We start from the raw sequence: 15056 nt of genomic DNA on the forward strand, positions 1-15056 counted from the left end.
TCATCGCTTTGTGTTCAAGTGCGTATTGTTTCATCAAATATTACAATCGAGCAGCTAATTCTGCTCCTTCTTTGATCGCACGCTTCGCATCTAGCTCTGCTGCGAGCTTTGCTCCACCAATAATATAGTAGTTTGCTAAAGTCGACTCACCTTCTTTTGGCATTAAGTCTTTTACCGACTCTTGACCAGCACACACTACAACCGTGTCTACACGTAAAAGCTGGTCTTGACCATTATGTTCAATCCAGAGCCCTTCATCAGTAACTGCTTTATATTGCACACCACGTAACATACGCACGCCATGCTTTTTAAGCTGTGCACGGTGTACCCAACCCGAAGTTTTGCCAAGACCAATACCCAATGGTGTTGTTTTACGTTGCAGTAAATAAATCTGGCGAACGGGAAGTTCAACTACTGGTGGCTGCATACCACCTTCAGAAATATAGTTTGGATCTGGGTCTACACCCCATTCACGTTGCCATTCAGCTAAAGGTTGAGGCTGTGGTTGATGTGGAGGTTTAAGTAAAAACTCAGATACATCGAAACCAATACCGCCAGCACCAATCACTGCAACTTTTTGTCCAACTTCTGCCCCTTTTAAAACTTGAGCATATGAAAGAACTTGTGGTGCATTGCTTCCTTCAATTTTTAATGCGCGTGGAATTACACCTGTTGCAACAATGACTTCATCAAAACCTTCGCGTTCAAGCTGCTCACGATTCACTCGAGTATTTAAACGTACATCCACCCCTGTTTTTTCGAGTTGGACTTTAAAATAGCGAATCGTTTCGTGGAATTCTTCTTTACCTGGTACAACTTTGGCAAAGTTAAACTGACCACCCACATCTGAAGTCGCTTCAAATAAAGTGACCGCATGACCACGGCTTGCCGCAACGGTTGCTGCTGACATACCTGCAACCCCGCCACCGACAACAGCAATACGCTTAGGCTGCTTGGTTTTTAAATAAACCAGTTCAGTTTCATGACCTGCGCGCGGGTTAACTAAACATGACACACGCTTATTTTTAAAAGCATGGTCTAAACACGCTTGGTTACAAGCAATACAGGTATTAATTTCATCAACGCGGTTAGTCGCCGTTTTATTTACCCAAAAAGCATCGGCCAATAAAGGTCGCGCCATTTGAACCATATCTGCTTTGCCAGTTGCCAAAATTTCTTCGGCAGTTTCAGGCATGTTAATACGGTTTGAAGCAATAATCGGAATAGAAATATGTTGTTTTACATGAGCCGTGTAGTCGACAAAAGCTGCACGAGGCACAGACGTTACAATGGTTGGTACACGTGCCTCATGCCAGCCAATGCCCGTATTTAATAAAGTCACACCTGCCTTTTCTAGAGCCTTGGCAACAATCACGACTTCTTGCATGGTGTTACCGTCGTGCACAAGGTCAAGCAAAGACAAGCGGAAACAAATAATAAATTTCTCGCCGACTTTGGCACGAATCGCTTTAACAATCTCAACTGGAAAACGCATCCGATTTTCAATGTCACCGCCCCAACTGTCAGTACGTTGGTTTACGTGACTACTTAAAAACTGGTTAATTAAATAACCTTCCGAACCCATAATTTCGACACCGTCATAGCCTGCTTTTTTGGCAATGTCAGCGCACTGTGCGTAATCTTCAATTGTACTGAGAATATTTTTTTCAGAAAGCTGGCGTGGTTTAAACGGCGAAATTGGAGATTTAATTGCGGTTGAAGACACTACAAAAGGTTGGTAACCATATCTGCCCGCATGCAAAATTTGCATTAAGATTTTAGAGCCATGTTTATGAACAGCGTGCGTTACCAGACGGTGCTGAGGAACATCAAATAGACTGTTCATGGTTCCGCCAGCAGGTGCTAACCATCCTTGACGGTTCGGTGAAATACCGCCTGTCACAATCAGGCCAACCCCACCTTTGGCACGCTCTTCAAAATAAGCAGCCAGTTTAGGGTAATTATAGAAACGGTCTTCTAAGCCCGTATGCATGGATCCCATCACCACACGGTTTTTAATAGTGGTAAAGCCTAAATGTAATGGTTTTAATAGATTGGCGTAACTTGTCATGCTGCGTCCCAATAGTTTTTGCAACTTGTTGCATAGTACTTTAATACTTTTTTTCCGCTTTAGGATGACCCAGTAAAGAAATTTATTGGAGCTTATGGTCAATCCATAAAAACCAATCGTATTGCTTTTATTTAATAACACTAATGAAATCTGGTTCTTTCTCCAATTTATATAATAAAAACTGCATAATCACGCCAAGAATAATGACACTTCATATTTATCCTATTTTCTTTTTAAGTCATTAAAAGTCTTTTCTTATTTGGAATAACAATACTTCATTCCCCCTTCTCATTCTATAAATACGCTTAGATTTTTTATGAAATTAAAACCCCAAATCAGAACAAGTGAATTAATGCTTTTTTTGCCAAAAAAGCACCATGAATAGTGATACAATAGCCGCCATTCAGAATTCTCGAGACCACCTGTACGGGGTCTTTTTTATAAATGTTAGGATTAGCAATGACTGATAATGCAACTATCTTGCAGCATGTACCAGTAGGCAAAAAAGTTGGGATTGCCTTCTCCGGAGGCCTAGACACTTCAGCTGCTTTATTATGGATGAAACAAAAGGGTGCAGAGCCTTATGCATATACTGCAAACTTAGGCCAGCCTGATGAAGATGACTACGATGCAATTCCAAAGAAAGCAGAACAATACGGCGCTGTAAAAGCTCGCTTAATTGACTGCCGCTTACAACTTGCGCTTGAAGGTATTGCTGCAATTCAGTGTGGTGCATTCCATATCAGTACAGGTGGTGTTCCCTATTTCAATACGACTCCATTAGGTCGTGCAGTAACAGGTACAATGTTAGTTACTGCAATGAAAGAAGATGACGTAAACATCTGGGGTGACGGTTCAACATATAAAGGTAACGATATTGAACGTTTCTATCGTTATGGTTTGTTGACTAACCCAAATCTTAAAATTTACAAGCCTTGGTTAGATCAAAACTTTATCGATGAGCTTGGTGGCCGTGCAGAAATGTCACAGTTCCTGATCGACAACGGTTTTGACTACAAAATGTCAAAAGAAAAAGCGTATTCAACTGACTCAAACATGTTGGGTGCAACTCACGAAGCAAAAGATCTTGAATACCTAAATGCTGGTATCAAAATCGTTGACCCAATTATGGGCGTTGCTTTCTGGAAAGAAGAAGTTGAAATCAAACCAGAAGAAGTAACTGTACGTTTTGAAGAAGGTGTACCTGTTGCATTAAACGGTCAAACTTTTAACAACCCAGTTGAGCTTATTCTTGAAGCAAACCGTATTGGTGGTCGTCATGGTTTAGGTATGTCTGACCAAATCGAAAACCGTATTATCGAAGCGAAATCTCGCGGTATTTATGAAGCACCGGGTATGGCCCTTCTTCATATTGCTTACGAGCGTTTGGTTACTGGTATTCATAACGAAGATACGATCGAACAATACCGCATTAACGGTTTACGTTTAGGTCGTTTACTTTACCAAGGTCGTTGGTTCGACTCTCAAGCGCTTATGTTGCGTGAAACTGCACAGCGTTGGGTTGCTAAAGCTGTTACGGGTGAAGTTACTCTTGAACTTCGTCGTGGTAATGACTACACCATCATGAACACTGAATCTCCAAACTTAACGTACGAAGCTGAACGTTTAACAATGGAAAAAGGCGATTCAATGTTCTCGCCTATGGACCGTATTGGTCAGTTGACTATGCGTAACCTCGACATTACCGATACACGTGCAAAACTTGGTATCTATACAGATGCTGGTTTACTTTCAATCGGTCAAGGTTCTGCTATTCCTCAATTAGACAGTAAGAAAAAATAATTTTCTTATAACGTCAAAAAAGGCCACCTATTAAGGTGGCCTTTTTATTTTAAAAACTCATTCAAGCAATTTCGGCAACTTGTAAAGGCTGATAATAAATCTGGTTACGTCCAAGCTGCTTAGCCCGATATAAAGCTTGATCGGCAGCATGAATTAAATTTTCCTGAGTGACTTTTAAGCCCTCTGTGTAAACAGTAAAGCCCAAACTAATCGTTACATGTGTAGAAACCAACGATGCCGCATGAGGAATCGCCTGACGCTCAATCGCTTTATAAATATTGGCAGCCACAGCATATGCACCTTGAGCGGGGGTTTTGGGTAGAAGAACCACAAACTCTTCTCCACCATAACGGGCGACAAAATCAACATGTCGAATCGAATTCTTAATTGCAGAGGCAATAGATGAGATGACCTTATCCCCCATCTGGTGTCCATAAAAATCGTTATAGTTTTTAAAAAAATCGATATCAATAAATAAAACGGCCAATGGTCGTTGCTCTTGCTTTGCCCGATAGTAAAAAAAATCGAACATCTCATCGAAAGTACGTCGATTAGAAATTTTAGTAAGTGCATCTTGCTGACTTAAATGAAGCAATTCAGATGCTTCAATACGTAAAATCTTTTCATTAAGCTCAGCAAGCTGATTATTTAAAAAAAGGCTTCTTTCTCTCGAGATAAGCATCGTACTAATTGAAAAACCCAAAATACAGCTACCAAACAATGCTCGCCCCAAAGCAATATAGTCACAATTCGCTTGCAATAAAATCAATGAAGAAAAAACGAAAACTGCTGCTGTTAAACCCACATAAAGCATATGTAGAGGCTTTATACCGCTCAAAATAAAGCCGAGCATATATAAAAAAGAAAGCAGCAGCATCGACTGATTTTTAAGTGCGACATTTCCTACACTAAGCAGCAACATTGCATTGAAAATAATGGTTAAAAATACAATCCCGCACGCAGCAATATAAAAATATTCAGTAAGCTTTTTAAACTTGGCAAAAACCCAAAATAATAGCAGCGCACAAGCAATATTAATTGCGCTTAGTAAACAGTAAATAAAGTCCCAAGTAATGTAAGATACACCGATCACTAAGTAGTCTGTAGGAAGCGCTAATAAAATAAAAACCAGATAGGTCAGAACACCACTTGCTAAAAACTTTGAGATATTTTGTTTAGTTCGTTCAAGATTTAAGCACCAGAATTTTTTTTCTAATTGATAAGGCAAAGGTGTATTGGCATAACGGTGGGTATGTAAAGTTACCAGATATTCTATTTCTTCTTTTGCTTTGAGTAATTCATGTACATTTCCCCTATTTACCACTACCCGATTCCTGCCTCTTACACATTAACAAAATATAACATTATTTTTTAAGGCCTCTTGCGCTTTATTTTGCCATTTGTCCGTAATTCTCGTTACCATTTTCACACTTTATCGATTATCATTTGTTTTATTTCGAAGTTTGAACTGCCTTGGACTCTATTACCCTGCTCCAGCCAGATGATTGGCATGCACATTTACGTGATGGTTTAGCATTAAAACGTACCGTACCTGATTTGGCTAAACAGTTTGCTCGTGCGATCTGTATGCCAAACCTTGTTCCGCCAGTAAAAACTGTGGAAGAAGCATTAGCTTACCGTGAACGTATTCTTGCTCATGTTCCAGAGGGTCTCAATTTTGACCCACGTATGGTGCTTTATTTTACTGACTTCACCTCACCAGACGAAGTTCGTAAAATTAAAGAATCTGGACATGTGAATGCAATTAAACTTTACCCAGCTGGCGCGACCACCAACTCTGATAACGGTGTAAGTGACATTCGTAAGGTTTATGCAGTTATTGAGCAATTAGAAGAGCATCAAGTTCCGTTACTACTTCATGGTGAAGTAACTCATAACCACGTCGATATTTTTGACCGTGAAAAGCGTTTCCTTGACGAAGTACTCAACCCGCTTTTAAAACAGTTTCCAAAACTTAAAGTGGTACTTGAGCACATTACAACAAGTGATGCGGCTCATTTTGTTTTAGAACATGACCGTAATGTTGCTGCAACAATCACCCCTCAGCATTTATTATTTAACCGTAATGACATGTTGGTCGGTGGTATTAAACCGCATTTTTATTGTTTACCAATTTTAAAGCGCCAAACACACCAAACAACTTTGCTTGAAGTTGCAACGAGTGGTAATCCTAAATTTTTCTTAGGTACAGACAGTGCGCCGCACTCGCAAGATGCAAAAGAAAATGCGTGTGGCTGTGCGGGCTGTTATAGTGCACCTAATGCAATTGAGCTTTATGCCCAAGCATTTGACCAAGTGGGTAAATTAGAGCGTTTAGAAGGTTTTGCTAGCCATTTTGGTGCGGACTTCTACGGTCTACCACGTAATACTTCTACCATTACTTTGGTAAAAGAAGATAACCTTGTCCCAGAATCTTTTGATTATTTAGATGATCAAAAAATTATCCCGCTGCATGCCGGGAAAACGCTGCAATGGAGAAAAGTGTGACACAAGAAACCTCTGTCCCGGTCATTGGCCAACGTTTTCGTGGCTTCTTACCTGTTGTTGTTGACGTTGAAACGGCAGGTTTTAATGCCCAGACAGATGCATTGCTAGAAATTGCGTGCATTCCAATTGTGTATGATGCTCAGGGACAATTTGTCCCTGGTCCAGCATTTCATGCGCACATTAACCCGTTTGAAGGGGCTAATCTCGACCGCCGTTCACTAGACTTTATTGGTATTGATCCATTTAATCCAATGCGTATTGCAATGGCTGAAGATGAACGGACTGCATTACGCCGTATTTTTAAATCAGTCAATGAAGTTCGCAAACAGCAACATTGCACACATGCAGTTTTGGTCGGTCATAACGCTCATTTTGATCTTGGTTTTGTTCAAGCTGCAATTGCACGTACAAGCACAAAAAACCAGAACCCATTTCATAGTTTTTCAGTCATGGATACAGTTACTTTAAGTGCTGTGATGTTTGGACAAACCGTCCTTGCTAAAGCCTGCATTCAAGCTGGAATTGAGTTCGATGGTAAAGAAGCACACTCTGCTTTATACGATACTCAGAAGACTGCTGAACTGTTTTGCTATATTTTGAACAAACTGTCTCCTTACCTACTTGACAGTTTGGTGGCGGCTTCTTAAGATACCGCCATCCTCAACGTCCCTATCGTCTAGAGGCCTAGGACATCGCCCTTTCACGGCGGTAACCGGGGTTCGAATCCCCGTAGGGACGCCATATTCTTTCTATAAAGAATCATTTCTTTAAATTATTTATCTCACTTCAAATTTCATCCATGAGATAATTTTTTTATTTTCAAAATCAAGACTTCAACTTTACTTCATCAATATGTTGAGTGGGTTGTACACTTGGATCATCTTTCTCAATAATTATTGCATCAGCAACTAACTTTGTTTTTGTTAAATCTGGTTCTATTGAAACTTGAGCTAATGAAATTTTTGAAATATTAAAATCAGCATGTATTTGTGCAAGCTCTGGTGTTCTTTTATAACGTACAACTCTAAAACCAGCTTCCTGAATCAAAGCATCTCGCTCTGCATCAAACTTTTCTTTCCCCTTATGGCTAGAATCATCTAACTCAACAATAGCAATTATATTAAATGCTTTATCCAACACAATAAAATCAGCAACTTTGCGATTAAACAAATTACGTGTCGCATATCCTTGTGCTGTCATAAAAGCACTAAAAGCAACTTGTGCCAAAATAATATGTTCAGGCAAACCTTCTCTTAGCTTTATAAAAGTCGGTTGTTCATTCATAGTAATGATACGCTTTCCCTTAATTGGGTTACGTTTTGCATTTCGATTTTTACTTTCCCCTTTCTTTAAAACACTTAAAATTGCCAATATAATTATGGTCAACAAAACCATGCCGACAAGCATAGACATTAAACTTCCCCTTGATAAAAATAAAAAACAAACTGATCTTTAAAAAATACAATTTTAAAACGGCTAACTATAAATTATTTGTTTGATTATAAAAGCTATTGTTTTATGTATTTGATGCTCTATTTTAGACTGTAATTTATAATTGTTTAAGTCCATCTATTTATATATTTCTTAATTTTTATTACTCATATTGCAAATACTTTTATTTTATATAGTTACCTTAAATAAACCACACACCATTCAACTGTTTATGAATTACTCTTTTAGCTGGAAAAATAAATACGCCATTTCATTTGCTGAAATGGCGTGTCATCTTTTAAGCTGACTTACGTGAATTCACTTGTCCTTGAATCACTGCTTTAATATTGCCTTTGGCATAATTTAAAAACACAACAAGTGGTGAAAGTTTTGGATTTGGCTTTTTACCCTTGCCAATGGTTTTAAATTGAGCTGCATACCAAATGATTTCCATAATTGCCATTTTATCGACAAAAGGTAAGCCCGTTTTAATCGGCTTTACGGCATAACGCACATCTTCCCCTGCAATTAGACGTTCTGTTAAATCAGTTTCCACAGCAAATGGACGAGCAATACCAATAAAGTCACATGCGCCACTTTCAAGTGCAGCATTCATGCCCTCTACGGTACGGAACCCACCTGTCACCATGAGTTTACACTTAACATGCTGACGGATTTTCTCAGCAAAATCTAAAAAGTATGCTTCACGCGCAATCGTGCTTGCTTTACGTTTATCCGCCTTAGCTCCAGCCATTGCTGGTGCCTCGTAAGTGCCACCTGAAATTTCAATTAAATCAATACCAGCCTCATCTACTGCTTTAAAAACTGAAATCACATCTTCTTCGCTAATACCACCACGCTGAAAGTCGGCCGAGTTAAGCTTCACTGAAATGATAAAATTATCTGAAGTCGCTTCACGTACCGCTTTATAAACCTCTAATAAAAAACGGCTACGATTTTCAACTGAACCGCCCCATTGATCTGTACGCTTATTGGTTAATGGCGATAAAAACTGACTAATTAAATAACCATGTGCACCGTGCAATTGCACCCCTTCAAAACCTGCTTTTTCACAGATATGAGCTGCTGTCGCAAAACGTTTAATAATATCTAGAATTTCATCATGAGTAAGTTCACGTGGTGTTCCAAACATGGTTGCTAAAGCTGGGCTAAAAGGTACCGCCGATGGTGCAACGGTTTCTTTATTTAAACCTTTTGGACACTGGCGACCTGGGTGTGACAATTGAATCAATTGCACCATGCGGTATTTTTTACCTAAGGCCGCCCATTCTTTTAAGCGCTCTAAGTCACGTTCAGTTTCAATAACCACAACACCCGGTTCATTTTTGGCTCCGGCATTTACCATGACATTGCCCGTAATGGCACAGCCAAGTTCACCTTTTGCCCAAGCACCATATAAGCCCAAATGTAAATCATTTGGTTGGCCTTCATAATTTGCAAGCGCCTCACTCATCGCACCTTTAATAATTCGATTTTTAAAGGTGGTATTACGAATTGTGATGGGTTGAGCAATCTGGTTCATGGTTAACCTCTTTTTTTGATTTTTAGAGCAATTACTCTAATTTAAATGAGTTATAGAGCGTGTCAAGACATAATCGATAACTGACAATAGCACATGTCAATTTTAAAGAATATAAAAATATGCAACTTTTTGCATAAGTTAAAAATTAAAAATATTTCATTAAAAAACAAATAATTAAGATTTAATTTTCAAAGAGATGCTTTAATTAATTGTCTCGTATATTCAGTTTGTGGTTTAGAAAATAAGAGTTCTGCTTCCTGATACTCAACGACTTTGGCATGACGTAATACCATCACTTTATGGCACAGTGATTTCACTATATTTAAATCATGACTAATAAAAATATAACTTAACTGCTCTTTTTGCTGTAATTGTCGCAACAACTTAATTATGGCTTTTTGCGTGGTCCGATCTAAAGCCGACGTAGGTTCATCCAAAATTAAGAGTTTAGGCTGGACCACCAAAGCTCTGGCTAAGGCCACACGTTGACGTTGACCGCCTGAAAGCTCATGAGGATAACGATGTTGAAAATCTTCAGCCAATTCAACTTTTACCAAAGCAGATTCAACTTGCTGCTTTATCTCTTTTTCATTCACAGCTTTTAACTTTAAACCTTCAGCAATAATCTGCCCTACTGTCATACGCGGGTTTAAACTGCCAAATGGATCTTGGAATACAAGTTGAAAATCTGATCTCATCAAACGCAAGGCTTTTGGCTGTAACTGATTTAAATCTTGACCTAAAAAAACAATCTGCCCTTTACTCTTAATAAGCTGAACCAAAGCGAGGGCTAAAGATGACTTACCCGCACCACTTTCGCCAACTACCCCAAGTGATTCACCTTGAGCAAGATCAAAACTCAAATCTTCTATTGCAGTGAAATACCCTTGAATGCGATTTAAAATTCCTTTTCTTATAGGAAATTGCACGCTGAGCTGTCGAACTGATAAAACATTCTGCTGAGCAGGTCTAGACTCTACACTTCCAAAATCATGATCTAATAATTTTGCTGTATAAGCTGTTTTAGGGTTTGCAAAGATTTGGTTCAGTTCACCTTGCTCTACTACACGCCCACTTTGCAATACAATCAGCTTCTCTGCATAGCGATGTACTAAATTTAGATCATGGCTAATTAAAATAAGTGCCATTCCATATTTTGCTTGCAAAGATTTTAATAGCTCTAAAATTTGTATCTGTAAGACCACATCCAACGCTGTAGTAGGTTCATCAGCAATCAAAACTTTAGGCTGAAGCGCCAATGTCATCGCAATCATGACACGTTGTTTTTGTCCACCAGAGAGCTCATGCGGATAGCGTTTTAAAATTTGTTCTGGTTCAACAATTCCCACATCTTTTAGCAGTTCAACTATTTGCTGTTGAACTGCTTGTTTTGAAAAACCTGATAAAAGAAGGTTTTCCCCTACAATTTTTTCAACCCGATGTATTGGATTTAAGGCAGTAGCTGGTTCTTGAAAAATCATAGCGATTTGTCGACCACGTAAATTTGCTTGAGCTCTCTCATCTAACTCAAGCATGTTTTGTGAGCCAATCCAGACCTGACCTGTTACTTCTAATTTTTCTTGTAGCAACCCCATTATTGCTAAGCAGCTCATCGATTTACCTGAACCACTCTCGCCCACAATAGCCAGTGTCGCCCCTTCACTTAAGTAAAAATTCAGATCTTTCAATAAAACCTTTTGGTCTTTGGTCTGCACCGAAAGATGCTCTACCTTTAACAACGTTGAGGCGATATTTAAATTATTTTCTTGGGTCAAACGCATCACGGGCCGCCTCCCCAATATAAATTAAAAGTGAAAGAACAATAGCCAGACTAAAAAATCCTGAAATTGCTAGCCATGGCGCATCTAAATTATTTTTACCTTGCAGCAATAATTCACCTAATGAGGCTGCATCGGGCGGCAGTCCATACCCTAAAAAATCAAGAGCGGTTAAAGCGCTAATATTAGTCGTTAAAATAAAAGGTAACTGAGACAAACTCGAACTAATCGCATTGGGCAAAATATGCCTAAAAATAATAGCGCGATCAGTCACTCCCAAAACTTGGGCTGCACGAACATAATCCAGCTGGCGAGCTTTTAAAAATTCTGCTCTAACAATTCCCACCAAAACGGTCCAGCCAAAAAACAACATAATGAAAAAGAGCCAATATACATTTGGAACAAACATACTGACTAAAATCATGACCATAAAAAGCATGGGTAAGCCATTCCAGACCTCAACCAAACGTTGTCCTAATAAATCTATCCAACCGCCATAATAACCTTGAATAGCGCCTACGGTAATTCCAAATAAAGCGGAACAAAAGGTTAAGGCTAAGCCGAAAAGTAACGATACTCTTAAGCCATAAAGAATGCGGGCAAAGACATCCCTTCCCTGATCATCTGTTCCCAACCAATTTTGCTTAGAGGGTGGTGACGGCACAGGAACGGCCAAGTCTAAATTGGGAGTTTGATATGAAAATTGAACGAGGGGCCAAACTGCCCATCCTTTATGATTAATGAGTTCTTGTACAACAGGATCTTTATAATCAGCTTCTGTTTCAAATACTCCGCCAAACGCCGTTTCTGGATAAGTTTTTAACACGGGTAAATAGTAAGAATCTTCATACTTCACTAACAGCGGTTTATCGTTAGCAATCAACTCCGCCGCTAAGGACAAAACCAAAATCAGACTAAATAGAATAAAGCTGGCCCACCCCAATTTATGCTGTCTGAAACGCTGTAATCGTGTGCGCACAATCAGAGACATTATTTGCCTCCTTGTGCGTCAAAGTGAATTCGTGGATCAATCCATTGATACAGCACATCACATATGAGACGTAAAATTAGGCTAAATAAAGTAAAGAAAAATAAAACCCCAAAAATAACAGGATAGTCGCGCTGGACAATTGCTTCAAAGCCCAGCAAACCGACCCCATCTAAATGAAAAATAATTTCTACAAACAGGTTACCCACAAAGAAAATACCCGCTAACACTTCTGGCAAGCCTGCGAGCACGACTAAAATAGCATTACGAAAAACATGCCTATATAAGACTTCTTGACTGTTCAAACCTTTTGCATAAGCAGCTAAAACATAGGGTTTATTGAGTTCTTCTAAAAATGAGTATTTAGTTAAATAGGTTAAACTGGCAAAACCGCCTAATACCATCGTAATTAGTGGCAAAGTCATATGCCATAAATAATCGGTAACTTTGCCCCAAAGACTAAGTTGATGAAAGTTATCTGATACTAAATTTTGTAATGGAAACCATTGAAAATAAGAGCCGCCTGCAAAAAAAACAACTAACAAAATGGCAAATACAAAACTCGGTACAGCATATCCCACCACAAGAACTAAAGAGGTGGACCGATCAAACCATGAGCCCTGCTGTCTTGCCTTTTTAATTCCCAGCGGAATAGAAATTAAATAAATCAGAAAAGTGCTCACCAGTCCAAGCGAAATCGAAACAGGTATTTTTTCCCACAACAATTGCACGACAGGCTTATCTTTAAAGAAACTTTGTCCAAAATCTAAAGCTAAATAACCTTTTAACATTAGAAAAAAACGTTCAGGAGCAGAACGATCAAAGCCGTACTGTGCCTTAATTTGCTCGACCATTTCAGGGCTTAAACCTTGAGCACCTTGATAATAAGTTTCTGCACTTAATGCACGTCCAATTCCCAAATCGCTTTGTGCCTGATGCATTGCTTGCTCAACTGGCCCACCTGGTGCAATTTGCACAACCACAAAGTTAATCAATAAAATGACAAACAATGTGGGAATCATTAAAAGAAGTCGCTTGAGAATATATGAACCCATATAACAGGATTTCCTTTATGGCAGGTGCTTTTTATTGTTGATGTAAATATTTGGCAACTGTTTTGGCTTTGTTTGCATCACTCCACCAATATTCTATTCCGGAAGAGAGTGCTGGTTTAACTTTAGGTTGTTGATACATATTCCAATAAGCATACCAGTTTTCACCTTTACCATAGGTCGGAATTTGATAATAACCAGCTCTAAGCAATCGATCGAGAATGCGAGTATAAATAATCTGTTGTTCACGACTTTTACTCGCAACAAGTTTTGAAATCACTTGATCAATTATTGGGTTGCGAATACCCGCATAATTGTAATTTCCATCCTGCGCTGCGGCGATACTTCCCCAAAATTGTGTTTGTTCATTGCCTGGGTTGAGAGATTGTGGCAGATTCATTGTGGTCATATCAAAATCGTAACGACGAGTCCGTTCTAAATATTGCGGAGCATCGACCTGACGCAAATTAACTACAATGCCTAACTTTTTTAAGTTACGAATAAAAGGTAGAAGTGTTCGTTGTTTACCATCTTGCTGAATTAAGAACTCAAGCTGAACTTTTCTCCCTTCTGGCGTAAATAATTGCCCTTCTTTAACTTTATAGCCAGCCTGTATAAGTAATTGCCGTGCAGTTAACAAATTCTGACGGTTGAACCCACTGGCATCCGACACTGGGTATTTCCAGTCTGCTAAAATACCTTGCTGCATGAGTAGAGATAACTTAGGCAATAACGGTTTTAACAACTCTAATTCAGTTTTTGAAGGTCGCCCCGTTGCTGCCAATTCACTATTTTCAAAATAACTTTGAAGACGTTGATACTGTCCATAAAACAAAGCTTTATTTTGCCATTCAAAGTCATAGGCGTAAGTTAAGGCTTGTCTAAAACGAATATCATTTAAAGGTTTTCGTCGTGTGTTAAAAACATAACTTTCAGTGGCAATTGGGTTATGGTGACGAAACTTATATTGAGTAACAAGTCCCGCTTTTACGGCTGGAAAACGATAATCTGTTACCCATTTTTTAGGATTAGTTTCTTCATGCAAAGTGTATTGCCCAGATTTAAATCCTTCAAAAGCAATATCCCAATTTCGATAATAGACATATTTTAATCGGTCAAAATTATAACGCCCCTTGTTAATAGACAAATCTTTTGCCCAATAATTCGGGTTTCTTTTATAACTAATGCTTCTACCTGCATCAACTCGTTCAACTACATATGGCCCCGAACCAATAATCGGTTGTAGAGTAATTCGGCTAAAATCTCTTTTTTGCCAATCTGCTTTTGAATAAATGGGTAAGGTTGCCAAAATGAATGGCATTTTAGGATTATGAGTAGACTTAAAACTAAACTTTACTTGATGAGCATTGATTACTTCTGTTTTTGCCAAATCAGCAAGGTACATCTGTAAGCCTAAATTAGACTTCGTCTGATAGGCATCAAAACTAAATTTAACATCTGCTGCAGTGACTGGCTGCCCATTACTAAAACGCGCCTTTGGGTTTAAATAGAAAGTAACAGACTGCGTTTTCTCTGGGTCATAACTCACTTTCTCGGCTAAAAGCGGATATAAAACCCCGACCTCATCTAGCGACTGCGTCATTAAAGTATCAAAAAGATAATTCACGCCCTCTGTTGCATTCCCCTTACCATTCATACTATTGAGGTTATCAAAAGTTCCTTGAGCGGCCTGACTTAACACACCACCTTTCGGAGCACTGGGGTTTGCATATGGCATAGCCATCATTCCCAAATATTTAGGCTTGGAATGAATCGCTATATATGAGGTGGTTTGCTGTGCAGAAAAAACAGCATGAGAAACGACACTGAGCCCGACTAGCAGGCTCAGTTGAAAATATAATTTATGCATAAGTTGCTAATT

At 38.9% G+C, this 15056-nt stretch carries 11 protein-coding genes and 1 tRNA gene; 4 read left to right on the plus strand and 8 right to left on the minus strand.

Features of this window, described 5'->3' with window-relative positions; translation table 11 throughout:
* Nucleotides 1–40 precede the first annotated feature (40 nt).
* Entirely contained in the window at nucleotides 41–2071 is a 2031-nt protein-coding gene (locus tag MMY79_RS14045; RefSeq protein ID WP_252609537.1) for an NADPH-dependent 2,4-dienoyl-CoA reductase, read from the minus strand.
* A 444-nt stretch (nucleotides 2072–2515) separates the two neighbouring features.
* On the opposite strand from MMY79_RS14045, the gene argG reads away from it, so the two are divergent.
* The gene (argG, locus tag MMY79_RS14050) at nucleotides 2516–3874 is read left to right on the plus strand and encodes an argininosuccinate synthase (protein WP_009390370.1); all 1359 of its coding nucleotides are present in this window, start codon (nucleotides 2516–2518) and stop codon (nucleotides 3872–3874) included.
* 61 nt (nucleotides 3875–3935) lie between these two features.
* On the opposite strand, the gene MMY79_RS14055 is transcribed toward argG, so the two are convergent.
* Nucleotides 3936–5198 carry a diguanylate cyclase gene (locus MMY79_RS14055; protein ID WP_252609539.1) on the minus strand — a complete coding sequence of 421 codons (1263 nt, stop codon included), beginning with the start codon at nucleotides 5196–5198 and terminating at the stop codon, nucleotides 3936–3938.
* Nucleotides 5199–5347: 149 nt separating this feature from the next.
* Between MMY79_RS14055 and pyrC the strand changes: the two genes are divergently transcribed.
* The 3 genes from pyrC to MMY79_RS14070 all read left to right on the plus strand — a co-directional run bounded on the left by pyrC (nucleotide 5348) and on the right by MMY79_RS14070 (nucleotide 7123).
* Nucleotides 5348–6382 carry a dihydroorotase gene (pyrC, locus tag MMY79_RS14060; protein WP_003652801.1) on the plus strand — a complete coding sequence of 345 codons (1035 nt, stop codon included), beginning with the start codon at nucleotides 5348–5350 and terminating at the stop codon, nucleotides 6380–6382.
* Nucleotides 6367–7029: a ribonuclease T gene (gene rnt, locus MMY79_RS14065; RefSeq protein WP_002117536.1), complete on the plus strand. Its 663-nt coding sequence runs from the start codon at nucleotides 6367–6369 to the stop codon at nucleotides 7027–7029. Before pyrC ends, rnt begins: the two co-directional genes overlap by 16 nt.
* An 18-nt stretch (nucleotides 7030–7047) precedes the next feature.
* A tRNA-Glu gene (locus MMY79_RS14070) sits at nucleotides 7048–7123 on the plus strand.
* Between the two features lie 84 nt (nucleotides 7124–7207).
* Here MMY79_RS14070 and MMY79_RS14075 read toward each other — a convergent pair.
* From MMY79_RS14075 to MMY79_RS14100, 6 genes are all read right to left on the minus strand, one after another.
* On the minus strand, nucleotides 7208–7795 hold the full coding sequence (locus tag MMY79_RS14075; protein WP_252609541.1) for a DUF2726 domain-containing protein: 588 nt from the start codon (nucleotides 7793–7795) through the stop codon (nucleotides 7208–7210).
* A 316-nt stretch (nucleotides 7796–8111) separates the two neighbouring features.
* The gene (locus MMY79_RS14080; RefSeq protein ID WP_252609543.1) at nucleotides 8112–9356 is read right to left on the minus strand and encodes an NADH:flavin oxidoreductase/NADH oxidase family protein; all 1245 of its coding nucleotides are present in this window, start codon (nucleotides 9354–9356) and stop codon (nucleotides 8112–8114) included.
* A gap of 188 nt (nucleotides 9357–9544) precedes the next feature.
* Nucleotides 9545–11140: a dipeptide ABC transporter ATP-binding protein gene (locus MMY79_RS14085; RefSeq protein WP_252609545.1), complete on the minus strand. Its 1596-nt coding sequence runs from the start codon at nucleotides 11138–11140 to the stop codon at nucleotides 9545–9547.
* On the minus strand, nucleotides 11115–12125 hold the full coding sequence (locus MMY79_RS14090; RefSeq protein ID WP_252609547.1) for an ABC transporter permease: 1011 nt from the start codon (nucleotides 12123–12125) through the stop codon (nucleotides 11115–11117). The genes MMY79_RS14085 and MMY79_RS14090 overlap by 26 nt, the downstream gene beginning before the upstream one ends.
* Entirely contained in the window at nucleotides 12125–13177 is a 1053-nt protein-coding gene (locus MMY79_RS14095; protein ID WP_252609549.1) for an ABC transporter permease subunit, read from the minus strand. The genes MMY79_RS14090 and MMY79_RS14095 overlap by 1 nt, the downstream gene beginning before the upstream one ends.
* 31 nt (nucleotides 13178–13208) lie before the next feature.
* Nucleotides 13209–15044 carry an extracellular solute-binding protein gene (locus MMY79_RS14100; RefSeq protein ID WP_252609551.1) on the minus strand — a complete coding sequence of 612 codons (1836 nt, stop codon included), beginning with the start codon at nucleotides 15042–15044 and terminating at the stop codon, nucleotides 13209–13211.
* Between the last annotated feature and the right edge of the window lie 12 nt (nucleotides 15045–15056).

The sequence above is a fragment of the Acinetobacter sp. XS-4 genome (genome assembly GCF_023920705.1).
GTDB lineage: Bacteria > Pseudomonadota > Gammaproteobacteria > Pseudomonadales > Moraxellaceae > Acinetobacter.